Source organism: Aeromonas sp. QDB23, from assembly GCF_027707745.1.
Lineage (GTDB): Bacteria > Pseudomonadota > Gammaproteobacteria > Enterobacterales > Aeromonadaceae > Aeromonas > Aeromonas allosaccharophila.
In genome coordinates, this window is the sequence record NZ_JAPCJA010000017.1 from 15,368 (window position 1) to 38,801 (window position 23,434).

Below are 23,434 nucleotides of genomic sequence, written 5' to 3' on the forward strand. Positions count from 1 at the left end.
CCTATATGTGGTGTCTATTAGGCACCAAAGCGCAGCCTCATTTCTTGATCCAGAACAGGTTTTTCAGCGAGCGGGACAGTTCACGACCAACCATAAAAAGCTCCAATCAAATCCAATCTCAAGCGTGGTGCGGGCTGGCGTCCGATCCGCCCAGCCGAAAAAAAATCGCCCCCCACCACACCGGTTTCGAGATGACAGCGCCAACCAAAACCACCCATACTGAGTAAGTACACTCTTCCGCTCGACAAGGGATAACCCATGCGCACCTCCCTGCTGTTGCTACTGCTTGCCACCCTCGCCCTGCCGCTACGGGCCGCCCACATTCTGGTGATCAGCAGCTACCATCCCGAATACCTGTGGGACCAAAGCTACAACGAAGGGCTGATCAATGGTTTGCAGGGGGAACACAAGATCTCCCACTTCTATATGGATACCAAGCGTCACCCGCGGGAGGAGTTTGACGACATTGCCCAGCAGGCCATCGCCTTCTATCTCAAGAGCAAACCGGATCTGGTGGTGCTGGGCGATGACAATGCCATCAACTATCTGGCCAACGAGATCGCTTCGCTGGGCACCCCGGTGGTGTTTCTCGGCATGAACGAGAACCCGCGCCTCAAGGGCTTTGTCGGCCACCCCAAGATCACTGGCGTGCTGGAGCGGCCACTACTCAAACGCAACATCAGCGAGATGAGCCAGCTGATGGGGAGACTCGACAAAGCGCTGGTGCTGTTTGATTCCAGCAACGTGGCGCTCACCGCCATCGAGGATGAATTCAAGACCCAGACCGAACTGCGGGTCGGCAAGACCCGGGTCAACAGCCAGTTGCTTGGTGACTACGGCCTGTGGCAGGAGGCGGTGCTCAACGCCAGGAAGAGTGGCTATCAGGCGATCTTCCTCGGCCTCTACCACACGCTCATCGACGAGCAGGGCAAGCATGTGAGCGAACAGACAGTGCTGGAGTGGACCAGTGCCAACAGTCCGGTACCCGTTTTCTGCTTTTGGGAGTTTACCGTCGGCAAGGGCATGGCCATCGGTGGGCTGGTGCTGGACGGTCACGATCAGGGGCTGCAAGCCGCTTCCCTGATCAACACCATACTGGCGGGCACCCTGCCCCGCACCCTCTCCCCGCGCGCGGCCCTGCGCGGCGAGTATGTCTTCAGCAAGAGCGAGCTGGCCCGCTGGCAGCTCACCGTGCCCGACAAATGGCGCCACAAGATCCTCTGGCGCGAGTGAGTGACTGCCCTACAACAAAAAGAGAACCCGGCCATGCCGGGTTCTCTTTTATCGGGTGCTGCGCTTAGCAGGCCTCACGAAGGCTATTCAGCCCTGCAACGCCTGTTGCAGCTCCTCTTCGGTCCAGATGGTGATGCCGAGCTCCTGCGCCTTGGTCAGCTTGGAACCCGCCGCTTCCCCCGCAACCAGCACATCGGTCTTGGCAGATACCGATCCCGCCACCTTGGCACCCAGCGCCTGCAGCGCCGCCTTGGCATCGTTGCGCGACAAGGTAGTCAGCGTACCGGTCAGCACGAAGGTCTTGCCGGCAAAAGGCTGCTGTGCAGCCTCTTTCTTCTCGATGGCCGGCCAGTGGATACCGGCGGCCAGCAGGGCTTCCAGCACCTCCACGTTGTGCGGCTGACGCAGGAAGTAGTAGACATGCTTGGCCACCACCTCGCCCACATCGGCCACCGTCAGCAGTTGCTCCACCGAGGCGGCGCGCAGGGCATCCAGCGTGAGGAAGTGGTTGGCCAGATTGAGGGCGGTCGCCTCCCCGACTTCGCGGATCCCCAAGGCAAACAGGAAGCGCGGCAGGGTGGTGCTACGGGCCGCATCGATGGCAGCCACCAGATTGAGGGCCGATTTTTGCCCCATCCGCTCAAGACCGGCCAGCTGAATGGCGTTGAGGCTGAACAGATCGGCCGGGGTCTTCACCAGTCCCTTGTCCACCAGTTGCTCGACTATCTTGTCGCCAAGGCCATCCACATCCATGGCGCGACGGGCGGCGAAATGCTTGATCGCCTCCTTGCGCTGCGCCTCGCAGAACAGGCCACCGGAGCAGCGGGCAACCGCCTCCCCTTCCAGCCGCTCGACCGCCGAGCCGCACACCGGACACTCGGTCGGGAAGAGGATCGCACGAGCGTCGCTTGGGCGCTGCGCCTCCACCACGGCGACGATCTGCGGGATCACGTCACCGGCCCGGCGCACGATCACGGTATCGCCGATCATCACGCCAAGGCGCTCAATCTCATCGGCATTGTGCAAGGTGGCGTTGGAGACGGTGACGCCGCCGACAAACACCGGTTTAAGCTTGGCTACCGGAGTCACGGCGCCGGTGCGGCCGACCTGAAACTCGACGTTCTCAAGCTCCGTCATCTCCTCCTGAGCCGGGAACTTGTGAGCAGTCGCCCAGCGCGGCGCGCGCGCCACAAAGCCCAGTTCCTCTTGCAGAGCGATGGCATCGACCTTGTAGACCACGCCGTCGATCTCGTAGGGGAGCTCGCCACGACGGGCCAGAATGTCGTCGTGGAACGCCTGACAACCGGCGGCCCCCTCTTTGAGCTTCACTTCGGGACTGAGTGGCAGGCCCCACTCCTTGAGCTGATGAAGGCGACCAAAGTGGGAGTCGCCCAACTGCTCGCCCCCCACCCCCACGCCATAGGCGTAAAAGCTGAGGGGACGACTAGCGGTGATGCGTGAATCGAGCTGGCGCAGGCTGCCTGCGGCGGCGTTGCGCGGGTTGACGAATACCTTCTCGCCCGCGGCCAGCGCCCTGGCGTTCATCGCCTCGAAACCGGCTTTGGGCATAAAGACTTCGCCACGCACCTCCAGCCGGGCAGGCCAACCCGTACCACGCAGCGCGAGCGGAATGGCCTTGATGGTACGCACGTTCTCGGTGATCTCCTCACCGGTGGCACCATCGCCCCGGGTGGCCGCCTGCACCAGCTGGCCATCCACATAAAGCAGGCTCACCGCCAGACCATCAAGCTTGGGCTCGCAGCAGAAGGTGAAACGTACCTCACGCTTGAGGCGATCGCTCATCCGCTGTTCGAACGCCTGCAGCTCTTCGCTGCTAAAGACGTTGTCCAGACTGAGCATGGGGATCTCGTGGCGCACCTGACTGAACGCTGTCAGCGGCTGGCCGCCGACCCGCACGCTGGGGGACGCCGGGGTTTTCAGCTCGGGGTGCTCGGCTTCCAGCGCAATCAGTTCGCGCATCAGGCGATCGTATTCGGCATCCGGCACTGTGGGGTTATCCAGCACATAGTACTGATGACCATATTCGGTAAGCAGTTCACACAATTGACGGTGGCGGGAGAGGGTGTCGCTCATGAAAAAGTCTCGAAGTGTGATTGAACATCCGGCCGGGGTAGAAACAAAAATGCGGTACCAGGGTACCGCACTTTTTATTCACTCGACCCGCATGGCGTATTTAGTCGCGACTGGCCTCGTAGGCAGCCAGCTCGTGACGGTAACGGGCAATGGTCTCGTCGCTCAGCGGGCTGCGATCCATATCTGTCAGCATGGCATCGAGATCGCTGGCCAGCTGATCGGCAGCCTGCAGCATGTCCTCGAAGGCAAACGCGGCGTTGCTGCGCAGCGGCAGTTGCATGAACAGAGAGACACCCGGCGTGGTGAACTGCTCCATCCGGTACGGGTTGAAGGTGCCCGGCTTGACCATGTTGATCATGGAGAAGAGCACTTCACCCTTGCCGTTGGGATCTTCGTGACGGTGGAAAATATCCATCTCGCCAAACTTGAAGCCCAGCGCCATCAGGGACGAGAGCAGGGTTGCACCTTGCAAGTCGTGACCCGGACGGCCCATCAGGTTGATGACATAGACATCCTGCCAGATCTTCTCGACCGGTTGGGGCGCCATGCGCGGCTCTTCAACCACCGGAGCAGGTGCCACATAGACCGGCTCTTCATAAACAGGCTCGGGGGCCACATGACGGGGCTGCGGCTGATATTCCGGCTCGGGAGCACGCACCGGCTCGGCACGAACGGTGTCAGCGGTACGGGCTGTCTCGGCACGGGCACCGAAGGTCGGGGCGGTCGCGTAGGCGGGCTCGACCAGCGGCTCATCGTCCAGCGACTGCATCATCGGCTCGCGCTGGGTACGGGAACGGTAGACCGGGGTACGACGATTTACCTGTGCAGGCTTGCGCACCGGTGCGGCGGGTGCCTCGTCGATCTCCTCGGACTGCGGTTCGTCGAACGCTTCCTCTTCTTCATAGACAGGAGGCGGCGTAACCGGGCGGGCAGCAGGCTTGCGCACTACGGGCGGCGGCAGATCGTCCTCGTCATCTTCATCATCAAAGGCGGGTACGGCGGGGCGACGAGCGAGTTCCGGCTGGCGGCTCTCTTCGCTACGCAGCTTGGGCTCGGCACGACGGCCACCACTGACCACGCGCACCTGGCCGATGCCATCGCTGTCGAAGGCGTCGTTATCACGATCCCGCGACTTGGAGTCCATCCGTCCAATCGGTTTCTCTTTGATCGGTGCCTGACGATTTTTTCTGTTGCTCCACAACCCGTGAATGAGCAATGCCGCAATAACAATACCGCCCAGGGCAACCAAGATGTAACGCAATTCCTGCATTAGCTGCTTCTCTTTCTAGTTTTGCTCAGCCAAAGCGACGGCTTCACCGATATCGACCGACACAATGCGAGAAACCCCGGGCTCTTGCATCGTGACGCCAACCAGCTGCTCAGCCATCTCCATGGAGACCTTATTATGACTGATGTAAACGAACTGTACTGTGCTCGACATCTCTTTGACAAGAGAACAGAAGCGACCGACGTTCACTTCATCGAGCGGTGCATCCACCTCATCCAGCAGACAAAAAGGTGCTGGGTTGAGTCTGAAGATGGCAAAAACCAGCGCAAGCGCGGTTAACGCCTTCTCCCCCCCGGAAAGCAGGGCAATGGTAGCATTCTTCTTACCCGGAGGTCTCGCCATGATGCTCACTCCGGCCTCCAAAAGATCATCGGAGGTCAACTCAAGCCAGGCACTGCCCCCACCGAACACTTTTGGAAACAGGGATTTTAAATCTTCGTTGACCTTATCGAAAGTGTCCCGGAACCGTATTTGTGTCTCTTTATCAATTCTTTTAATGGCTTGGCTCAAGGTTTCCAGTGCTTGCTCGAGATCCTGACACTGATTTTCGAGATAGGTTGAGCGGGTTTTCGCCTCTTCATACTCCTCCAGCGCCGCCAGGTTGATGGCGCCAAGCGCCTCCACTTGCGCCTCCAGAGTCTGGATCTCCTGCCGCAGCTTGCTGCGATCTGCGGCGATCAGCACCGCCTGATCGAGATCCACCAGCCTCACCCCCAGCTCTTCGAACTGCTCGTGCAGCCCCTGTCGACGGGTGAGGTTGCGTTCGCGCTCAAGGCGCAGGGTTGCCAGCTTCTCCTGCAATACGACCAGCTGCTTGTGATCGGCACTGCGCGCCTGATCCAGCTCGCTCAATTGGCGCTCCAACTCGGTCAGTCGTTGATGGCAGGCGAGTTGCTGCGCCTCCAGATTGCGCTGCTCGGCCAGCAGGGGTGCCAGATCCGGCACCGCCTCGCTATCCGGCCCTTTTAGCCCGGCCAGCTCCAGCCCGAGCCTCGCCAGCTCCTCTTCACCCAGAGTAATGAGTTGGCGCAGATTGCCCAGCTCCAGTTGCAAACGCTGGCAGGCAGCTTGCTGCTGCTCGCGGCGCACACGCGCCTCGTCAACCGCCTGCTCGCAGCGGGTCAGCTGATCCTGAGCGACCTGCAGCGCTTGTGTCAGCGGCTCCCCCTGCTCCTGCAACTCGGCAAGGCGCGCCTCATCGAGCTCCAGTTGTTCACGGGCGCTGGCCAGCCGCTGTGCCTCTTCGGCCTGTTCCTGATCGAGCCGGATCAGCTCTTCACCGAGCTGACCGAGCCGCTGCAACCGCTCCTGCCGCTGACCCTGCTGCAGGCTCCAGGCTTCGCGCAGTTGTTGCCATTTCTGCTCCTGCTCGCGCAAGGTTCGCTGCGACAACTCCTGCGCGCTGGCAAGCTGGGCGCGCCGGGCATCGGCGGCGACAAGTTGCTCGCTCAGCTGTGCCAGCCCCGCGGCAACCTTCTCCTGTTCGGTATGCAGCCGCTCACGCTCACCGAGCAGCGCCATGGTGCCGAGCGCCGCGCCCTGCCCCAGATCTGCCCAGTTTGGCCCCAGCCAGTCGCCAGCAGGTGTCAGTACCGACTCACCGGCCGCAAGGCTCGGTTGGCGGGCCAAGGCAGCCTCCCGGCTCTCCACCAGCCAGATGGCATTGAGGAAGGCGGGAATGTGCTCGCCGCCCAGTTGCGCCGCCAGCGTACCGGCAACCGCCGGTTGCGCTGGGCCAATCCAGAGTCCCTCTTGCGCCAGATTGCACTCGTCCGCCGGGGTGGCGGTGAGCCAGCGGCCGAGCACCTTGTCGAGCGCAGCTGCCCACTCGGGGGCAACGTGCAGCCGATCGGCCAGGGTCGCCCCCTCCATCTGCTCGCCGAGGATCTGATCCAGCGTCGCCAGCCGCGCCTCCAGCTCCCGTTGCAGGCTCAACTGCTGGCCATGCTGCTGCTTGAGTTGTTCATGGGCATCGACCGCCTGCGCCAGCTGCTCGGTCAGCTCGCCAGTGGCGGCCTGCGTCAGCTCCAGCTGACCGCTCAAATCATCGAGGGCCGGTTGCAGATCGTCAGCCTCTGCGCCGAGGGGGCCCGCTCGCTCATCTTCCAGCTTGAGACGGGCCAGCCGGGTCTTGGCTTGCAGCTCCTGCAGACCACCCAAGCGGGTGCGGGTCTGGTTGAGCTGCCCCTGCAACCCGGCCAACTGTTGTTGCCACTGCTGCTGGCGCAGGCGAGCCTGCTCCAGCCCCTCGCTGGCCTGCTGGCGGGCCTCCTGCTGCTCGGTGAGCAACTGCTCACACTGCTCCAGCCGGGCGCTCTCCTGCTCGGCACGCAATACCCCTTCGGTCAGCTGATCCTGCTGGCTGGCAAGCTGCGCCTTGCGGGTAGCGATCCGCTCGCCCAGCGCCTGAGCACGGACCTGCCAGTCGCGCCCCAGTTCACTCTGGTGCAGCTGTTGCTGTTCGAGGCGGGCGATGGCCTGCCCGCCGAGAAAAATCTGTTGCTGGCGGCTCGCCTGCTCGGCTTGCACCTCTTGTCTGGCGACCGACAGGGTGACGTGGCGCCCCTCATCGGCGGTACGCTTGGCATCGAGCGCCACCAGCGCCTGCTCGGCCTGTGCCAGCTCGCTTTTGGCCTCGCCAAGGCGCGTCTCCAGCGCCCACAACTCGGAGCCAATCAGCTCGGCGCGGGCGGCGCGCGAACGACTCTTGAGCTGTTTGTAACGCTCGGCGGTCTCGGCCTGGGCTTTGAGGTGGTCGAGGCGCGAGCCCAGCTCGCCACGAATATCGCCGAGGCGCTCCAGGTTCTCCTGGGTGTGGCGAATGCGCTGCTCGGTCTCGCGGCGCCGCTCCTTGTAACGGGAGACCCCGGCCGCCTCTTCCATAAAGAGTTTGAGATCGGCCGGGCGCGACTCCACCAGTCGGCTGACGGTGCCCTGCTCGATGATGGCGTAGCTGCGCGGGCCCAGGCCGGTGCCGAGGAAGAGGTCGGTGACATCCTTGCGGCGGCACTTCTGGCCGTTGATTTGATAGTGGTTGGAGCCGTCACGCAGCACTTCGCGGCGCACCGAAATCTCGGTAAAGCGGCCGAACTCGCCGGGCACCCGGTTGTGGGGATTGTCGAACACCAACTCGACCGAGGCGCGCCCGTGCGCACTGCGGTTGATGGAGCCATTGAAGATGACATCGGTCATGTTCTCGCCGCGCAGATGGCGGGCGGAGCTCTCCCCCAGCACCCAGCGCACCGCGTCGATGACGTTGGATTTGCCACAGCCATTGGGGCCCACCACGGCGGTCATGTCTGCCGACAGTTCGATGCGGGTCGGCTCGACGAACGACTTGAAGCCGGCGAGTTTGATCAGTTTCAGACGCATGGCGACCTGTATCAGTGGCTAAATAAAGAGGAGGCGGGCAGATGACTTTACCAAATCCAGACCCAGCTTTGTTTGTAATATGCAGGCATCATCCCCATCCAATGCCCGATTTTCAGTCGCCACGGCACGAAATAAGGAATAGTCGGCGACTTTACCAAATCAAAGGCTTGTTTGTAATATGCTGGCAGTTCTCCCATGCATAGATGGAGCTCACATGAGCCAATCACCCCATATGGTCAAAGATTCAATCAGCGGTGCAGACTACTTCCTGCGCGGGTTTTCCCTTATTCGCCAACCGGGCATCCGCACCTTTGTGCTGATCCCTCTACTGGTCAACTTCGTGCTGTTCGCCGGGGCCTTCTATGCCCTGCTGCTGCAGCTCGACGGCCTGTTCGCCTGGCTCCATCAGCAGATCCCCGCCTGGCTCGACTGGCTGGATTACCTGCTGTGGCCCATCGCCCTCATCACCATCCTGGTGGTCTTCTCCTTTATCTTCAGCTCGGTCGCCAACTGGGTAGCCGCCCCCTTCAACGGCCTGCTGGCGGAGAAAGTGGAGCAGATCCTCACCGGCCAACCCGCCAATGACAGCGGCATGCTGGATATCGTCAAGGATGTGCCGCGCACCTTCGGCCGCGAATGGACCAAGCTGAAGTATTACCTGCCCAAGGCCATCGGCTGCCTGATCCTGTTCCTGATCCCGGTGGTGGGCCAGACCCTGGCGCCGGTGCTCTGGTTCCTGTTCAGCGCCTGGATGATGGCGATCCAGTACATCGACTATCCGTTCGACAACCACAAGATAAGCTTCATCACCATGCGCGATGCCTTGAAGCAGCGCCGTGGCAAGTGCCTGAGCTTCGGCGCCCTGGTCACCCTCTTCTCCGCCATTCCGGTGGTGAACCTCTTTGTGATGCCGGTCGCCATCTGTGGCGCCACCGCCATGTGGGTCGATCACTACCGGCAGCAGCAGTTAGGCCACTAATCCTTGAACATTGATTAGAAAAAGGCACCCGAAACGGTGCCTTTTTCGCATTTAGCATGAATTAAATTAATGCATGTATTCGAACGCTTGTCCCATATGACACGAGTTGGTAGGATGCGGGCCTTTCTCGTTCCCTGGGATATCTCATGTTACATGCACTCTTCTTGGTGGGCCTGGTGGCCGAAGGGATGACCGGCGCGCTGGCCGCGGGTCGGCGACGGATGGATCTGTTTGGGGTGGTGATCATCGCCTCGGCGACGGCCATCGGTGGCGGTACCATTCGCGATGTGTTGCTGGGCCACTATCCGCTGCTCTGGATTGAGCATCCGGAATATGTGCTGCTGGTTGCCGCCGCAGCGATGGCGGGAGTGGTCTCCGCCCCCCTGATGCGCTATCTCGGCAAGCTGTTCATGGCGCTCGATGCGCTGGGGCTGGTGGTCTTCTCCATCTTCGGCGCGGCCCGTGCGCTGGATATGGGCCACGGTGCCGGTATTGCCTGCATCATGGCAGTGGTGACGGGGGCCTTCGGCGGCGTCCTGCGGGATTTGCTCTGCCAGCGCATTCCGCTGGTGTTTCGCCGCGAGCTCTATGCCGCCATTTCGCTGATCACCGCCGCGCTCTACTGTCTGGCACTGGATCAGGGTCTGCCCAACGACTGGGCGGCTTTCGGCGCCATTGGCATCGGCTTTGTACTGCGACTGCTGGCGGTTCGCTTCAAGTGGGGATTGCCCACCTTCAACTACCAGTACGCCACCCACTGAGTACGCCAGCTTCTGGCGAGGCGGGTTGGATTGCGAGCAACAAAAAAGCGCCCTAGCGGCGCTTTTTTCATGGACGGTCTGCGACTCAGTTAATCCCTTCCGAGCTGAAGAAGGTCGCCTTGTCGGCGATAAAGCGGATCTTGATGTTCTTTCCTTCCCCGCCCCAGAGGCAGCTGGTAGTGCCCAAGGCATCATCACAACGCTCCGCCTTACCCAGAATGGTGCTGGCCTCGGCGTAACTCATCCCCATCTTCAACTGGTCGTAATTTTCACGGTTGAGCTTGCTGCAACCGGTCAACAACAGGGCGATCAGGCCGCCAATCACTATCTTTTTCATCGCTATCTCCTCACTGGTGGGAAGAGCTTGGCAGCTTGCCAACCCCTTTACCAGCTGCGAACCGGGCCGGTATCGAGGTGAACGAAGTTGTCACGGGGATAGTAGCCGACCCCACCCACCTTGAGATTGAGGGCCGCCTTGCGCAGATGAGCCAGCTGTACGCCGGGGATCCGCACATCCACCGCCTGCCCGAGGGTGTGGTAGCTGTGCTTGGCCACGCCGCGGCTCTTGTGACGCTTCTGGCGATTGGTGGCCGGGGCGCGATAGCCGGAGATCAGCTGGATTTCGCTGCGCCGACCCAGCTTGTGCTGCAACAGAAATAGCTGATCAAACAGCTTCTTGTCGATATTGAACACTTCATTGCGCCGGTAATCGCGGAAGATGTGGTTGAGCTCCGCCAATCCGTCGCTCAGATAGTGGCCATTCTCCCAATAGCTGGCGCGCACCCGCTCGCCGGTATTGAGATTGAAGAAACTGAGTTCACGCCCGGTGGTACTGCGGCTTGCCAGTGCAGGGAAGGAGATCAGCGAGCTGCCCAGCAGGCAACCGGCTCCCAGCAACAGGCGACGTCGACTTATCTCTTGTTCCAGCATAAGGGGTTCGTCCATCGCAGATTCAAGCGAAAAGGTGAATAAGCTCACTGAGTGAATGTCATACAGGCGCTTGAAACTACCCTCCGGCGGGGGGCCCTGTCAAACCTCAATCGCCCATAGAAAAGCCCGGCACAGGCCGGGCTTTTCACTCTGTGGCTGGGATCACAGCAGGCGGCTCTGGAAGCTGACCCGATCAAATCCGTAGATATCGTTGCGCAGTTGCTGGCGACCATTTTCGTCGATCCAGCTGCTCCAGTAGACGGTAAAGACCGGGATCGGCGTGGTGAGCGGCAACCATTTGGTCTGGCTCTCCTTGAGGATATTGGCCACCTTGTCCGGCTGATAGCGGGAATCGGCCAGCAACAGCTCGGCCAGATCGTCCGCATGTTCCACCCGGATGCAGCCCGAACTGAAGGCGCGCGCCCCCTGCTCGAACAGCGCCTTGCGCGGGGTGGAGTGCAGATAGATAGCGTCATTGTTGGGCAGGTAGAACTTGTAGCGCCCCAGGGCATTGTGATCACCCGGTTTTTGCCGCAGGCGATAGGGGAAACCGGCAGCCAGCGCCTGATGCCACCCCTCTTCGGTGAACTGCACCGGGTTGCCCTCGCTGTCGATCACCTCGAACTGCTCGCGATTGAGATAGGCAGGATCACGGCCCAGCTTGGGCAGAATGTCCTTGCTCAGGATCGAGCGCGGCACATGCCAGGAGGGGTTGAGCACGATGGAGCGAATTTCGCTGGCCAGAATGGGAGTGGCCCGCTGCTCCTTGCCGACGATGACCCGGCTGGTGAACACCTCGTTGCCGGACTCCACCACGCTCAGGCGGTAGTCGGGAATATTGACCAGCACGTAGCGGCCAGCGGCAAGCTGATCCACCAGATCACGACGCCACAGGTTGCGCAGCAGCAGGCTGGCGCGCACTTGCGGGCCGGTATTGAGCCAGGAACGGGTCTGACGGCCGATGATGCCATCAGCGGTGAGGCCGTGACGACGCTGGAACTGTTTGATGGCCTGCTCGGTATCGCCATCGTAAATCAGATCACCATGGCTCGGGGCACTGTCGCCCAGCTCGTTGAGCATGGCGCGGATCTGGCCAAGCTCGGCGGCGCTCTCTCCGGCCCGCAGGGTCGGCATATCAAGGGTCGGCCACTTGCTGGCCATCGGCATCGCCAGCAGCTTGTGCACTTTGGCCCGCACCGCCTCGTATTCCGCCACCTGGGGGCGCAGGGATTTCACCTGGGTGAGCAGGTCACCACTGCCGGGCTTGGTCACCACAGGGCGATTCAAATCGAGCTTGAGGGTCTTCATCTGCTCGCGAGAGACCAGATCCATCCCCCGCCAGGCATGCTGGAAACGGCTCAGCTTGGCAAAAATGTCATCATAGATGGCGCCACGCTTGGCGGCAGGGGCGGCCTGCAGGCGCTTCCACAAGGTGAAAAAATCGGGGTGCAGCTGAGCCAGCACAGCCTCTTGCAACTGCTGCTCCAGCTCGACACGGGCCTGTTCGGCCCGACGGCCCTGATACCAGTCATGCCCGGTTTCACTGGCCGCCACCACTACTTGTGCTTCGGTCGCATGTACCGCGCCGGCGGGCAAACATCCCAGCCACACCAGATTGGCAAGAGCCAGCCAATACTTCATCCCCATGAATACCTCAAAACGGTTTGTTCACTCTGTCAGGCCTGACCGGCAGACCCGATGCTCAGGCCGCTCATGATGCGTGAACGGCCAATACTTTGCTAGCGCCCGGGGCCATAACGTTGCCAGATAATGTCATAGGCATCCGTCTCCTTGAACGCGGCTAACCTCTGGTTGAATTGTTGCAAGAACTGCGGCGAAAAACTGCGCTTGCCAAACATGAAAAAGCTCGGCGATTCATACACCACCATGGGATGAGCAACAAACTGACTACTCAGCCCCCCCTTGTTAAGGGCGCTGGGTGTCGCCAGCATGTCGCCGAGGAAACCGTCGATGCGCCCGCGGGCCAGCTTCTCGTAATTCTGCTTGTCGCTCACCGCGCTCACCTGCTTGGCATAACGGCCGAGCAGCGACATCACCTCATCCCCATAAAAATACTCTTTGGTAACCCCGATGGAGTACCCCTTGGCCAGCCAGCTCGCCAGATCCTGCTCGGGATAGTGGCTGCCCTTGCTGACCCACAGCAAGGTGCGTCCCGGGTTATAGGAATCGGAAAACCAGGCATAACGGGCGCGCTCATCGTTGATGTTCGCCTCCATCGCCATGTCTATCTCGCCGAACTCCATCTCGTGCAGTACCCGCTTCCAGGGCAGCTCCACATAGTTGACCCTGCATTGCATGGCGGTGAGCACGGCCGTCAGCACCTCGACGGCATAACCGCGCACCTGTTGCGGTGAGTCGGGTTCATAGTAATGGTAGGGGGGCCAGTTATCGTAACCGACCTGAATGGGCTCGGGGCAAAGCGCCTTGGCAAAGGCCATTGGCGCCCATAATCCAAACAACAGAGAGAGGGAGAGCCACTTCATAGGTCATCCTTGACGAAAAGGTGAGTCATCATAAATCGCCCCCTGCAAAATGGCGATAGAGGCCAGCTGACTATCGCATCCGCTAGAAAATGACGCAGCAAAGTATCTCTATCTGCCAAACCGCCTGCCGGAGCGCCCCTTGCCACTGGCGACTTGCGCCCCGCCAGCCTTGTTTGACCAGCAAACAGCAACGTTTGGAACAGGGGGAAAAAAGGGTTAATATGTGACCAAATATTTTTTTGTGATCCACTATGCTTTTTTTGCAATTGGATTAGCATATGCGCGACATCGGCCTACCAATTCTGTCAGGCGTAGAGAGTGATATGACGTACAAAAAGTTCGGTTTTTTGACTGCCATTCTGGCGTTAAGCGGTTTTTATCTTTACACCCTCTATCTGGCTGCTCACCCCAACGTGAGCCTGGCCTACAAACTCTATTATCTGGAAGGCAAGACCCGCTTCTGGGAACACAACTCCAGCATGACCTATCAGCCGGGTAACGAGCTCAATCTGACCAAGCCGAGCCGCTTCCTCTCCAGCGAAGGCTGGGCCAAGAAGCCGAGCGATGAAGGTACCCTGCTCAGCGGTCAGGGCGGTCTCTACTTCGTGCTGCCCAAACAGGCGGCCAATCCGGATCAGCTCACCGTACACGCCCGCATCAACAGCCCGCAAGCCGGAGCCCTGTTGAAGGTGGCGCTCGGTCACGACTTCACCACCACGGTGAAACTGGCCAAAGCGGGTATCAACGAAATCCGTCTCAGTCTGCCCGGTGACTCGCTCACGGCAGATCCCAAGCGCCCCAATTTTCTGGCGCTCTCGGCCCCGACCCCCATCAATGTGCAGTCGGTACGTTTGACCGTAGCCCAATGATCCTTGCCCCGAATACCATTTTATAAAAACAACTATCCCAAATAAGGACGTTCTTATGTCGCATCCAGATTTTCGACTCTCTCTGGTCGTTCCCGTTTACAACGAGGAAGAGAGCATCGATGCCTTCATCAACGCGATAGACAACGAACTGGCCCCGCTGAAAGACCAGCTTGAAATTGTATTCGTCAACGATGGCAGCCGTGACCGCACCCGTGAAGTGGTTGAGCAGGCCATCGCCCGCGACCCGCGCGTGACCTTGGTCAACCTGGCACGCAACTTCGGTAAAGAAGCCGCCCTGACCGCCGGTCTACATCAGGCCAAAGGGGACGCCATCGTGCCGATGGACGTGGATCTGCAAGATCCCCCCGCCCTGATCCTGGAATTCGTCAAACTGTGGCAGACCGGTGACTATGACACCGTCTACGGCATCCGTGTCGATCGCAGCGCCGATACCCCGATGAAACGCGTGACGGCCGGTGGCTTCTACCGCTTCTTCAACGCCCTCTCCACCAGCACCAAGCTGCCGGAGAACGCCGGTGACTTCCGCCTGATCGACCGTCGCGTGGTCGAAGCGATCAAGCTGCTGCCGGAGCGCAACCGCTTCATGAAGGGTCTGTTTGCCTGGGCCGGTTTCCGTGCCGTTGGCGTCCCCTACGAGCGCCCGGCCCGTCACGCCGGTGAAACCAAGTTCAACTACTGGAAACTGTGGAACTTCGCCCTCGACGGTCTGCTCAGCTTCTCCAGCTGGCCGCTGCGGGTCTGGAGCTATGTGGGTGTCGGCGTCTCCTTCGTCGCCTTCCTGTATATCCTCAAGATCGTGACCCAGGTGGTCTTCTTCGGCATCGACGTGCCCGGTTACGCCTCCCTGATGTCCGTGGTGCTGTTCCTCGGCGGTATCCAGCTGTTGTCGCTCGGCATCATCGGCGAGTACATCGGCCGCATGTTCGTGGAAGTGAAACAGCGTCCGGTCTACCTCATTGAAGGGGTCTATGGCCAGTATGCCAAGCAGGATGCGGCCAAACCGCAGAACGCTGAAAGCAATCCCCAAGAGCAGCAGGAGCAAGCGCCGCAATGATCTCCCGCGAGGAATTCTGGCGGCTGGTACGTTTCGGTTTTGTCGGCGGGGGGGCCACCCTCGTCGACCTTGGCACCTCCATCGCACTGTTTCATACCTGGCCAACCATCTCGGAGCACCTGGTTACCACGCTGGCCTTTGCCATCGCGTTCTGGTTCTCCTTCTTTGGTCACCGCTACATCACCTTCCAGAAGCAGGGAGCCGCCAGCAAGTTTCTGCTGGTCGCCCTCTTCTCGCTGGCGGTGCGTAACCTGATCCTGAGCGGCCTGCTGTTTGCGGGGCTCTCCGGTCTGCTGCCGGTGGTCATCGCCACCCTGACCGTTACCGTCCTCACTTACGTTCTCTCTCGCGTCTGGGTTTTTGCCTGATGAATGATATGACCAATACTGCCCCGCTCACCGGGGCTGCACAGCCTTATCGCCCTTCACTGCGCATCAGCGGCCGTGACTGGCTGATGATCATCGCCGCCTTCATGCTGAGTCGGATAGCGCTGTATGGCATGGGCTACTTCGGTGTCCAGCTCTATGGCTCCCCCGATATCGGCCCGCTGCAGGCCTATTGTCAGTTCGACTGCGTCTGGTTCCAGCGCATCATCGAGAACGGCTACGACCTCTACCCGCGCTGGTTGAGCAAGGGCAATGCGGCCAACTGGGCCTTTATGCCGCTCTATCCGATGGTCTCCGGTGCCATCTCCAACCTGTTCAATGTCGAGAGCCTGATCGGCCTCATCATTGTGGCCAACGCCTCCTTCTTCGCCAGCCTGCCGCTGATGCTGCTGGTGCTGCGTCAGCTCAAGCTGGGTGACGATACCGCCCGCTTCGGCGTCTGGTTGCTCGCCTTCTCCCCCTTCTCCGCCTACTTCGTCTCCGGTTATACCGAGTCGACCTTTATGGCGCTGATGCTGGGGATGTTCCTGTTCGCCTATCGTGAACAGTGGCTGATGGTCGCCGTGCTGGGGGTCTGTATCTCGGGTACCCGCAATCTGGGCGTGATGATGGTGTTCCCGGTGCTGATCCTGGCGCTGCAAGCCTACGGCTGGCGGGAATTTTTCCGCTTCACCGAGCGGGCCTTCAAGGTGGTATTCACCCTCTGGATGATCCCCTTTGGCCTGTTTGCCTACATGCTCTACCTCTATCACCTGACCGGTGATGCGATGGCCTTCAAGCACATTCAGGTGGCCTGGGGTCGCTACATGGACAGCCCGCTGGACTGGTGGCTGAGCGGTTTCGAGCTGGGCGGTCGCAAGGCTTACCTCTCCATCATGGTGATCTTCGGCTGGTGCCTGAACGGCTACCTGTTCAGCCAGAAGCGCTGGGCCGAGGCGACCCTGATGTTCATCTGCTGCACCATTCCGCTGATGACCGGCCTCAACGCCATGCCGCGCTACATGTTCGGGCTCTACCCGACCCTGCTGGCCATCATTCTGCTGACCCATCGCTGGCCCGCCATCCGCCCGGCGGTGCTCTGCATCAGCGGCATGGTTGCCTCCTTCATCGCGGTGGCCTTCGTCAACTTCAAGTTCTTCACCGTCTGATGTGATGACGATGCCTGAAACGCCAAATGCCGGTCACCTGACCGGCATTTTTTATGGCCGCTATTTTTATCAACAGAGCGCCTCCCCCATCACACTTTCCTCGGCTTGAAAACGTAACCATTTGAACTGATGTCACAAATCGGCATTTTGCCGATCCAAGGCGCGCTTTGCTGCTCCTAGAATGGGCGCTTGTCCGAACTGCCCTGCTCAAGGAATGGCTTATGCGTCGCGCTCCCAACTTATCCTCTCTCTGGCTTGCCCTGCTGGCCGCCCCTCTGTTCACCCCACAGGCGATGGCCGCCCCCGAGGTTCACCTCTATGTGGATGGTCAGCCGATAGCGACCCCGATCGCGCTGGACAAGGGCACGGTGGAGCTGACCCATTCCCTTGCCAAGGGGAGCCACCAGATCCGCATCAGCGACGCGGGCAACAGCTGCGGTACCAGCTTTGGCCCGAGCGAGAGCAAGCCGCTTCCCTTCGGCACCGCCCAGCCGATGGACAAATGCAGCAAGGAGCAGAGCTTTACCCTGCGGGTGATGCTGGCAGGGGAGTATCAGTTCACCTTCAACCCGGATACCCCCAGCCTCAAGGTGCTGCGGGCAACCAAGAAGAGCGAGTTCAAGCGCCAGCCACCACAAGAGCCCTGCATCAGCTGGGATGGCGGCCCGGTCACGGTATCCCTGAAAGGGGTTTGGCCCGACGGCACCCGGCTGCGGGATGCCTACTCGAAACAGGAGGCTGTGGTCAAACAGAGCAAGCTGACCCTGACCCCGAGCAAGGAGAGCGGTGGCCTGCTGCTGCTCGAGCCGGTCAAGGCAGCCAAACCAGCGCCGTTCAGCTGGGATCAGGCGAGCGTCTATTTCCTGCTGACCGACCGCTTCCACAATGGCGACCCGACCAATGACCACAGTTTCGGCCGCCAGAAGGATGGCCAGGACGAGGTGGCCACCTGGCACGGCGGCGACTTCAAGGGGCTGACCGAGAAGCTCGACTACATCAAGAACCTCGGCATGAACGCCATCTGGATCACCCCCATGGTGGAGCAGGTGCACGGTTTTATCGGCGGTGGCGAGCAGGGCAACTTCCCCTTCTACGCCTACCACGGCTATTGGGCGCTCGACTTCACCAAGATCGATCCCAACTATGGCGATGAGGAGAGCCTGAAAACTCTGGTGGACGAGGCCCACAAGCGCGGCATGCGGATCATCCTCGATGTGGTGATGAACCATGCCGGTTACGCCACCCTCGCCGATCTGCAGGATCTGGGGCTCACCGATCTGACCCAAAACAGCGGCAAACTGCCGACCGTCTGGAACCAGTGGCGCCCGAGCGGCGGCCTCAACTGGCATGGCTACAACCAGTTCATCGACTATCAATCGCCAGCGTGGAACAAGTGGTGGAGCGGTGACTGGGTGCGTGCCGGTCTGCCCGGCTACCCGCAGCCCGGCACCGACGATGTCACCGGCTCGGTGGCGGGGCTGCCGGACTTCCTCACCGAATCGACCAAACAGGTAGGGCTGCCGCCGTTGCTGGCCGCGAAAAAAGACACCCTCGCCAAGGCGCTGCCCGACGCTACGGTAAGCGACTACCTGATCGCCTGGCACACCGACTGGGTGCGCCGCTTTGGCATCGACGGTTTTAGGGCCGACACCGTCAAACATCTGGAGCCCGAGGTATGGGCCAAGCTCAAACAGGCGGGCACTACGGCGCTCAAGGAGTGGAAGGCCGCCAACCCGGACAAGGCGCTCGACGAGCTGCCCTTCTACATGGTGGGCGAGGTATGGGATCACGGGGTCGCCAAGGATTTCTGGTATCAGAACGGCTTCGATTCGCTGATCAACTTTGACTATCAGCGCGAGTTCGCCCTGCCCCAGGCCCAGTGCATGGCGGGCGCCGAGCCCACCTATGCCAGCTACGCCAGCCGCATCAATCAGGATCCCGAGTTCAACGTGCTGAGCTATATCAGCTCCCACGACACCAAGCTGTTCTTTGGCGACTATCAGGATGTGCCGCTGCAGCGCCGGGTCGCTAACAGCTTTATGCTGCTGCCGGGCGGTATCCAGCTCTACTACGGCGACGAGTCCGGCCGCGGGCTGGCCAAGGATGGCGGGGTGTTCGATCAGGCGTTGCGCTCGGATATGAACTGGCAGGAGCTGGCCAGCGGCGAGCGGGCCGAACTGGTCAAACACTGGCAGCAATTGGGCCAGTTCCGCGCCGCCCATCCGGCAGTGGCAGCAGGCAGCCATCAGAAACTCTCGGATGCTCCCTACGCCTTTGTGCGGGAGAAGGGGGATGACAAGGTGGTGGTGGTCTTTGCCGGTCGGCAGCAGTAACTCTTGAGCCATATTTACCAGCAACAGAGAGGGGAGCCACTGGCTCCCCTCTCTCGTTTATCCATCTGTAGCGGCTCACTGTGACTGACGCGCCGCCACCGGCCACTGCAAGCGCGCCTTGACCAACATCTCTTGCCACAAGGGCCAAGCCAGCAGCGCCTGCTGATAGACTCCGGCCTGACCGGGCAACAGGATGCCGTAGCTGGCCAGCCGATAGGCCATCACGGCATAGAAGGCATCGACAATGCCCGCCTCACCAAAGTAAAAGGGACCCCGCGCCTGCGACCAGATCTCCTGCAAGCGAGCCAGCTCGCCGACCGCTTCCACCGGAGGATCTATATGAGTTGGCGCGCCAAGGAAGAAGGGGAGCAGAGAACGGATCTGCCGAAATCCCGCGTGCAACTCGGCGCAGAGACTGCGAGCCAGTGCCCGCTCGGCCAGCGAAACGGGATAGAGCTGACGGTCGGGACAGCGCTCGTGAATATATTCGGCGATGGCCAGCGAGTCGTGAACCCGCACGCCATCGTGTTCGAGCCAGGGCACCAGACCGGCCGGTGCCAGCCGCTTGAGTCGCCCCAGCGACTTGGCATCCTCAAGATCGAACACCTGCTCCTGCCACGTCAGCCCGCTCATGGCGAGCACCAGTGCCGCCCGCATCGCCCAGGTGGAGCCGGTGCCCACCGTCAATACCAAGGATCCCATCTCTTGCCTCCTGCATGAGTTGCCTGCCACCGGTCGGTCTGCCCTGATGGCAACACATCCGATGGTCGCTTCACATTTGCGCACCGGCGGGTTTGACCCTCTTGGTGAGCGATGCTAGTTTGATTTTTCAAAACAATCAGTTAGCAACAATGTGAGCCATTAACCGAAATATGGACAGCCAATTTACCATCGTCATCGCAGATGACCACCCCCTGTTTCGGGGCGCCCTTTACCAAGCGGTGCACATGGCCATCAACGACGCTCAATTGCTGGAAGCGGACTCCATCGACAGCCTGACCAGCCTGCTCGGGGAGCACCCCGAGGTTGACCTGTTGCTTCTCGATCTCAAGATGCCCGGAGCCAATGGCTTCGAGGGGCTGGCCCACCTGCGCGGCCAGTACCCCGACCTGCCCATCGTAGTGGTCTCCGCCTCGGAAGATGCGGCCATCATCCAGCAGGTGCTGCGGCTCGGCGCGCTCGGTTTCATTCCCAAATCGGTGCCGATGAAGGAGCTGGTCAACGCCCTCAATACGGTGATCGGGGGAGATAACTGGGTGCCGGAAGGCATCTCGCTCCATCCCGAATCGGAAGATGGCCCCGATTTCGCCAGCAAGCTGGCCAGCCTCACCCCCCAGCAATACAAGGTGCTGATCATGCTGCGCGACGGCAGCCTGAACAAGCAGATCGCCTGGGAGCTCAATGTCTCCGAAGCCACCATCAAGGCGCATATCACCGCCATTTTTCGCAAGCTAGGGGTCAAGAACCGCACTCAGGCGGTCATCGCCCTGCAACAGCTCGATATCAGGGAGAGCTGAGCCCCGCGCGCAGTAACGCGCGCAAGACAACATAGCCAGCCATGCTGGCTATTTGTTGCTCGACAATTAGCACGATCGTACTTTATGCTGCCAGCGCCAACGAGGAGAGAAAGATGAGCAAGGGGCGCCTGACCCGGGAAAACATTTTGCAGACCGCCTTCGAGCAAGCGAGCCAGCAAGGGCTGGAGAGCCTGACAATCGGCTCGCTGGCCAGCGCCTGCGAGATGTCGAAAAGCGGCCTGTTTGCCCACTTTCAATCCCGCGACAATCTGCAGATCGCCGTGCTGGAGTACGCCGCCGAGGTATTTCGGCTGCGAGTGATCCAGCCGGTACGCCAGCAGGAGCACCAGAGCCAGCATGACAAGCTGATCGCCCTGCTGCGCGCCTGGCAGGCGTGGAACCACTGCTTCGCCGGACGCTGCATGTTCCTCGACGCCTGGACCTCGGCGCAGGATGGCCATGAGCAAACGAGCCAGGTACAGCAAGCCGCCCGTCAGCTGGTGCGCTTCTGGCTCGACTATCTGGCCCGTCAGGTGGTGCAGGGTCAGGCTGCAGGCGAGTGGCGACAGGAGATGGATCCCTGGCGCGCCGTTTACCGTCTCTATGGCCTCTATCTGGCGGATCAGGTGTTCAACGACCTCGAACTGTGTCAGGATCCGGCCCGCCACTTCTGGCCCGAAGTGGACGCGCTGCTGAGCAGCTGGCGCTGATGTTTTGGCATCCGTTCAACACGATTTTTTAAAAACCGATAAAAAAGCACGACCGTTCGCACATAAAAACCACAGGATGACCATGAGCAGCAAGATCTACTTCAACACCCGCCGCTTCAGCCCGAGCAAATGGCTGCTGGGGATCGGCACCCGGTTGCACCACAGACTCGCCCCCAGCCATGCCAAGCGTACCGCCAGCAAGTTGCTGCTCACCCCCCAGCGCAACCAGCGGGATGGCAGCGAACCTGCCGGTCTGGTGAAACAGGCCGTCCATACCAGCGAAGGGACGCTGATGAGCTATCGGCTCGGTCAGGGGCCACTGTGGCTGCTGATGCACGGCTGGTCCGGCAGCGCCAGCCAGTTCTATCCGCTGATGAGTCATATCGCCGCGCAAGGTTTCACCGCCATTGCCTACGATCATCCGGCCCACGGCCAGAGCGCAGGCAACACTGGCCACCTGCCCCGTTTCGTGTGCGCCTTCGACGAGCTGGCAGCCAAATTGGCCAGCGAGGTAGACCCGCTGCACGGGGTCATCGCCCACAGCATGGGGGGCGCCGTCACTCTATCCAGCCGTCAGCCGGGTATCGATGCCCTGCCACTGCTGTTGATTTCGCCGGTGCTCGACTATGTGCCCCAGCTCTACGGCATGGTGGCGCGCTCCGGCTACTCCATCCGGCTGTTCGATGCGGTGGTCAAGGAGATTGAGCAGGAGTACCAGCACCCCTTGAGCACAGTCGATCCGCTGGGCCGACTCGCCAACCGCAGCGGCGCGGCGATGATAGTACACGATGAGGAGGACAGGTTTGCCCCCCACGACGACTCCCTGCGGGCCAGCCAAGATGGTCATACCCGGCTGGTGAGCACCCGGGGTCTGGGCCACGGCCGCATCCTCGCCAGCGCCCCGGTATTTGCCGCTTTCGATCAGCTGGCGCGGCCGGAAAATCCTCACCGGGCCCTTTGACAGAGGGCCATGAAAAAAACGGGCGAGCGCCCGTTTTTATATTTGATACAGCGCCTTATAGTTAACTTGTCAGTGGGAACGCCCCTCTCGGGCCAACAATAAGGCGCCAGCATATGGCCAGACCCAATACAGCGTTGTTGCTCACCGGTGGCGGTGCTCGCGCCGCCTATCAGGTCGGCGCCCTCAAGGCGATTGCGGAGCTCTACCCGCGCAATCTCGGCATCCCTTTTCCCATCCTGTGCGGCACCTCGGCGGGGGCCATCAATGTCACCGCGCTGGCCTGCTACGCCTCCTGTTTCCATCTGGGGGTGCGCAAGCTGGAGTGGGTCTGGCGCCGTTTCGAGACTCACCACATCTTCGATTTTCACCCCGGTCGGCTGCTGTGGCGGCTGATGTACGAAGGGTCGGCGGGGCTGATCAATCCCCACACCAACCACGCCTTTCACCTGTTTGACAACGCGCCGCTGCATCGCCTGCTGGATCAGCTCATCGACTATCACCGCATCGATGACAACATCCTCTACGGCAGTCTGGAGGCGCTGGCCATCACGGCGTCGGATTACGATGACGGTCTCTCCACCACCTTCTTTCAGGGGCGGGCCGAGCACCATCCGTGGGAACGGGCGAGACGGCGCGGGGTGCGCACCGTGCTTACATCGGAACATCTGCTCGCCTCCTCGGCGCTGCCCTTTGTCTTTCCGGCCACCCGGATCGGCGAGAAGTTCTACGGCGACGGCTCCATCCACCAGCTGAGCCCGCTCAGCCCCGCCATCCATCTGGGGGCGGAGCGGATCCTGCTGATCACCCTGGATCCACCCGAGCACTCGGCACCGACTCATCACCACGGCCACCTCACCAGCTCCAATATCGCCAGCCATCTGCTCGATACCGTCTTTACCGACACCCTCAACTCCGATCTGGAGCGATTGTGGCGCATCAACCAGACCCTGGACCTGATCCCGGAGCGGGAGCGCAACCGCCTGAAGCTGAAACGGGTGGAAACCTGCGTGCTGAAACCGAGTCAGGATCTCGACACCATGGCGCTGGCCTATCTGCGCAAGCTGCCACTGCAACTGCGCCGCCTGTTGCGGGTATTGGGCGTGAAGGGGGATGAGACCAGCAGTCTGGCCAGCTTTTTGATGTTCTATCCGGGTTACTGCCAGCAGCTGATCAAGCTGGGCTATCGGGATACCCTCCAGGAGCGGGAGCGGGTCGCCGCCTTTCTCGATATCGAGGGGCAACCAACAGAGCGGGAGTAAACGAGGGCGTAATCG

At 60.9% G+C, this 23,434-nt stretch carries 20 protein-coding genes; 12 read left to right on the forward strand and 8 right to left on the reverse strand.

Annotated features, from left to right (window positions below; genetic code table 11):
• Window positions 1-258: 258 nt before the first annotated feature.
• On the forward strand, window positions 259-1,233 hold the full coding sequence (locus PG888_RS09625; protein WP_182939112.1) for an ABC transporter substrate-binding protein: 975 nt from the start codon (window positions 259-261) through the stop codon (window positions 1,231-1,233).
• A gap of 87 nt (window positions 1,234-1,320) precedes the next feature.
• Here PG888_RS09625 and ligA read toward each other — a convergent pair whose 3' ends face one another.
• From ligA to PG888_RS09640, 3 genes are all read right to left on the reverse strand, one after another.
• A complete protein-coding gene (ligA, locus tag PG888_RS09630; RefSeq protein ID WP_182939111.1) occupies window positions 1,321-3,327 on the reverse strand; it encodes an NAD-dependent DNA ligase LigA in 2,007 nt (668 codons plus the stop codon).
• A gap of 100 nt (window positions 3,328-3,427) precedes the next feature.
• Window positions 3,428-4,597 carry a cell division protein ZipA gene (gene zipA, locus PG888_RS09635; RefSeq protein ID WP_182939110.1) on the reverse strand — a complete coding sequence of 390 codons (1,170 nt, stop codon included), beginning with the start codon at window positions 4,595-4,597 and terminating at the stop codon, window positions 3,428-3,430.
• Window positions 4,598-4,612: 15 nt separating this feature from the next.
• Window positions 4,613-7,987, reverse strand: a complete 3,375-nt coding sequence (locus PG888_RS09640) for an AAA family ATPase (protein ID WP_182939109.1) — start codon at window positions 7,985-7,987, stop codon at window positions 4,613-4,615.
• Window positions 7,988-8,201: 214 nt separating this feature from the next.
• Between PG888_RS09640 and cysZ the strand changes: the two genes are divergently transcribed.
• Complete coding sequence (gene cysZ / locus PG888_RS09645) at window positions 8,202-8,966, forward strand: sulfate transporter CysZ (RefSeq protein WP_182939108.1); 765 nt, start codon at window positions 8,202-8,204, stop codon at window positions 8,964-8,966.
• Window positions 8,967-9,112: 146 nt separating this feature from the next.
• Complete coding sequence (locus tag PG888_RS09650) at window positions 9,113-9,727, forward strand: trimeric intracellular cation channel family protein (RefSeq protein WP_042058557.1); 615 nt, start codon at window positions 9,113-9,115, stop codon at window positions 9,725-9,727.
• Window positions 9,728-9,812: 85 nt separating this feature from the next.
• On the opposite strand, the gene PG888_RS09655 is transcribed toward PG888_RS09650, so the two are convergent.
• The 4 genes from PG888_RS09655 to PG888_RS09670 all read right to left on the reverse strand — a co-directional run bounded on the left by PG888_RS09655 (window position 9,813) and on the right by PG888_RS09670 (window position 13,161).
• On the reverse strand, window positions 9,813-10,064 hold the full coding sequence (locus tag PG888_RS09655; protein ID WP_005338457.1) for a lipoprotein: 252 nt from the start codon (window positions 10,062-10,064) through the stop codon (window positions 9,813-9,815).
• A 47-nt stretch (window positions 10,065-10,111) separates the two neighbouring features.
• Window positions 10,112-10,657, reverse strand: coding sequence for a DUF882 domain-containing protein (locus tag PG888_RS09660; protein WP_033136140.1), 546 nt, complete (start codon window positions 10,655-10,657; stop codon window positions 10,112-10,114).
• A 162-nt stretch (window positions 10,658-10,819) separates the two neighbouring features.
• Window positions 10,820-12,304: a L,D-transpeptidase family protein gene (locus tag PG888_RS09665; protein ID WP_182939107.1), complete on the reverse strand. Its 1,485-nt coding sequence runs from the start codon at window positions 12,302-12,304 to the stop codon at window positions 10,820-10,822.
• A gap of 92 nt (window positions 12,305-12,396) precedes the next feature.
• Window positions 12,397-13,161 (reverse strand): substrate-binding periplasmic protein, encoded by a 765-nt coding sequence (locus PG888_RS09670; protein WP_182939106.1) that lies wholly within the window; start codon window positions 13,159-13,161, stop codon window positions 12,397-12,399.
• Window positions 13,162-13,484: 323 nt separating this feature from the next.
• Here PG888_RS09670 and PG888_RS09675 point away from each other — a divergent pair, with 323 nt between their 5' ends.
• From PG888_RS09675 to PG888_RS09695, 5 genes are all read left to right on the forward strand, one after another.
• On the forward strand, window positions 13,485-14,030 hold the full coding sequence (locus tag PG888_RS09675; protein ID WP_111809212.1) for a hypothetical protein: 546 nt from the start codon (window positions 13,485-13,487) through the stop codon (window positions 14,028-14,030).
• A gap of 55 nt (window positions 14,031-14,085) precedes the next feature.
• Window positions 14,086-15,105, forward strand: a complete 1,020-nt coding sequence (locus PG888_RS09680; protein ID WP_042657992.1) for a glycosyltransferase family 2 protein — start codon at window positions 14,086-14,088, stop codon at window positions 15,103-15,105.
• Window positions 15,102-15,473, forward strand: a complete 372-nt coding sequence (locus PG888_RS09685; RefSeq protein ID WP_005338463.1) for a GtrA family protein — start codon at window positions 15,102-15,104, stop codon at window positions 15,471-15,473. Before PG888_RS09680 ends, PG888_RS09685 begins: the two co-directional genes overlap by 4 nt.
• On the forward strand, window positions 15,473-16,639 hold the full coding sequence (locus PG888_RS09690) for a hypothetical protein (protein WP_139708682.1): 1,167 nt from the start codon (window positions 15,473-15,475) through the stop codon (window positions 16,637-16,639). Before PG888_RS09685 ends, PG888_RS09690 begins: the two co-directional genes overlap by 1 nt.
• Before the next feature lie 221 nt (window positions 16,640-16,860).
• A complete protein-coding gene (locus tag PG888_RS09695; protein WP_182939105.1) occupies window positions 16,861-18,972 on the forward strand; it encodes an alpha-amylase in 2,112 nt (703 codons plus the stop codon).
• A gap of 75 nt (window positions 18,973-19,047) precedes the next feature.
• Here PG888_RS09695 and PG888_RS09700 read toward each other — a convergent pair whose 3' ends face one another.
• Entirely contained in the window at window positions 19,048-19,674 is a 627-nt protein-coding gene (locus tag PG888_RS09700) for a glutathione S-transferase (protein ID WP_182939104.1), read from the reverse strand.
• A 170-nt stretch (window positions 19,675-19,844) separates the two neighbouring features.
• Here PG888_RS09700 and PG888_RS09705 point away from each other — a divergent pair, with 170 nt between their 5' ends.
• The 4 genes from PG888_RS09705 to PG888_RS09720 all read left to right on the forward strand — a co-directional run bounded on the left by PG888_RS09705 (window position 19,845) and on the right by PG888_RS09720 (window position 23,419).
• Entirely contained in the window at window positions 19,845-20,489 is a 645-nt protein-coding gene (locus tag PG888_RS09705) for a response regulator (protein WP_042058575.1), read from the forward strand.
• A 113-nt stretch (window positions 20,490-20,602) separates the two neighbouring features.
• Entirely contained in the window at window positions 20,603-21,199 is a 597-nt protein-coding gene (locus PG888_RS09710) for a TetR/AcrR family transcriptional regulator (protein WP_139409414.1), read from the forward strand.
• A gap of 82 nt (window positions 21,200-21,281) precedes the next feature.
• Window positions 21,282-22,160: an alpha/beta hydrolase gene (locus PG888_RS09715; RefSeq protein ID WP_182939103.1), complete on the forward strand. Its 879-nt coding sequence runs from the start codon at window positions 21,282-21,284 to the stop codon at window positions 22,158-22,160.
• A 113-nt stretch (window positions 22,161-22,273) separates the two neighbouring features.
• Window positions 22,274-23,419, forward strand: a complete 1,146-nt coding sequence (locus tag PG888_RS09720; RefSeq protein WP_075114155.1) for a patatin-like phospholipase family protein — start codon at window positions 22,274-22,276, stop codon at window positions 23,417-23,419.
• Window positions 23,420-23,434 lie beyond the last annotated feature (15 nt).

What these genes read in the sequence shown, in the direction of transcription:
- PG888_RS09625 (WP_182939112.1), top strand. Translation starts at nt 259, where the DNA reads ATGCGCACCTCCCTGCTGTTGCTACTGCTTGCCACCCTCGCCCTGCCG.
- PG888_RS09680 (WP_042657992.1), top strand. Translation starts at nt 14,086, where the DNA reads ATGTCGCATCCAGATTTTCGACTCTCTCTGGTCGTTCCCGTTTACAAC.
- PG888_RS09640 (WP_182939109.1), bottom strand. Translation starts at nt 7,987, where the DNA reads ATGCGTCTGAAACTGATCAAACTCGCCGGCTTCAAGTCGTTCGTCGAG.
- PG888_RS09685 (WP_005338463.1), top strand. Translation starts at nt 15,102, where the DNA reads ATGATCTCCCGCGAGGAATTCTGGCGGCTGGTACGTTTCGGTTTTGTC.
- PG888_RS09655 (WP_005338457.1), bottom strand. Translation starts at nt 10,064, where the DNA reads ATGAAAAAGATAGTGATTGGCGGCCTGATCGCCCTGTTGTTGACCGGT.
- PG888_RS09710 (WP_139409414.1), top strand. Translation starts at nt 20,603, where the DNA reads ATGAGCAAGGGGCGCCTGACCCGGGAAAACATTTTGCAGACCGCCTTC.
- PG888_RS09705 (WP_042058575.1), top strand. Translation starts at nt 19,845, where the DNA reads ATGGACAGCCAATTTACCATCGTCATCGCAGATGACCACCCCCTGTTT.
- PG888_RS09660 (WP_033136140.1), bottom strand. Translation starts at nt 10,657, where the DNA reads ATGCTGGAACAAGAGATAAGTCGACGTCGCCTGTTGCTGGGAGCCGGT.
- PG888_RS09695 (WP_182939105.1), top strand. Translation starts at nt 16,861, where the DNA reads ATGCGTCGCGCTCCCAACTTATCCTCTCTCTGGCTTGCCCTGCTGGCC.
- PG888_RS09715 (WP_182939103.1), top strand. Translation starts at nt 21,282, where the DNA reads ATGAGCAGCAAGATCTACTTCAACACCCGCCGCTTCAGCCCGAGCAAA.
- PG888_RS09675 (WP_111809212.1), top strand. Translation starts at nt 13,485, where the DNA reads ATGACGTACAAAAAGTTCGGTTTTTTGACTGCCATTCTGGCGTTAAGC.
- cysZ (WP_182939108.1), top strand. Translation starts at nt 8,202, where the DNA reads ATGAGCCAATCACCCCATATGGTCAAAGATTCAATCAGCGGTGCAGAC.
- PG888_RS09650 (WP_042058557.1), top strand. Translation starts at nt 9,113, where the DNA reads ATGTTACATGCACTCTTCTTGGTGGGCCTGGTGGCCGAAGGGATGACC.
- PG888_RS09670 (WP_182939106.1), bottom strand. Translation starts at nt 13,161, where the DNA reads ATGAAGTGGCTCTCCCTCTCTCTGTTGTTTGGATTATGGGCGCCAATG.
- ligA (WP_182939111.1), bottom strand. Translation starts at nt 3,327, where the DNA reads ATGAGCGACACCCTCTCCCGCCACCGTCAATTGTGTGAACTGCTTACC.
- zipA (WP_182939110.1), bottom strand. Translation starts at nt 4,597, where the DNA reads ATGCAGGAATTGCGTTACATCTTGGTTGCCCTGGGCGGTATTGTTATT.
- PG888_RS09700 (WP_182939104.1), bottom strand. Translation starts at nt 19,674, where the DNA reads ATGGGATCCTTGGTATTGACGGTGGGCACCGGCTCCACCTGGGCGATG.
- PG888_RS09665 (WP_182939107.1), bottom strand. Translation starts at nt 12,304, where the DNA reads ATGGGGATGAAGTATTGGCTGGCTCTTGCCAATCTGGTGTGGCTGGGA.
- PG888_RS09720 (WP_075114155.1), top strand. Translation starts at nt 22,274, where the DNA reads ATGGCCAGACCCAATACAGCGTTGTTGCTCACCGGTGGCGGTGCTCGC.
- PG888_RS09690 (WP_139708682.1), top strand. Translation starts at nt 15,473, where the DNA reads ATGAATGATATGACCAATACTGCCCCGCTCACCGGGGCTGCACAGCCT.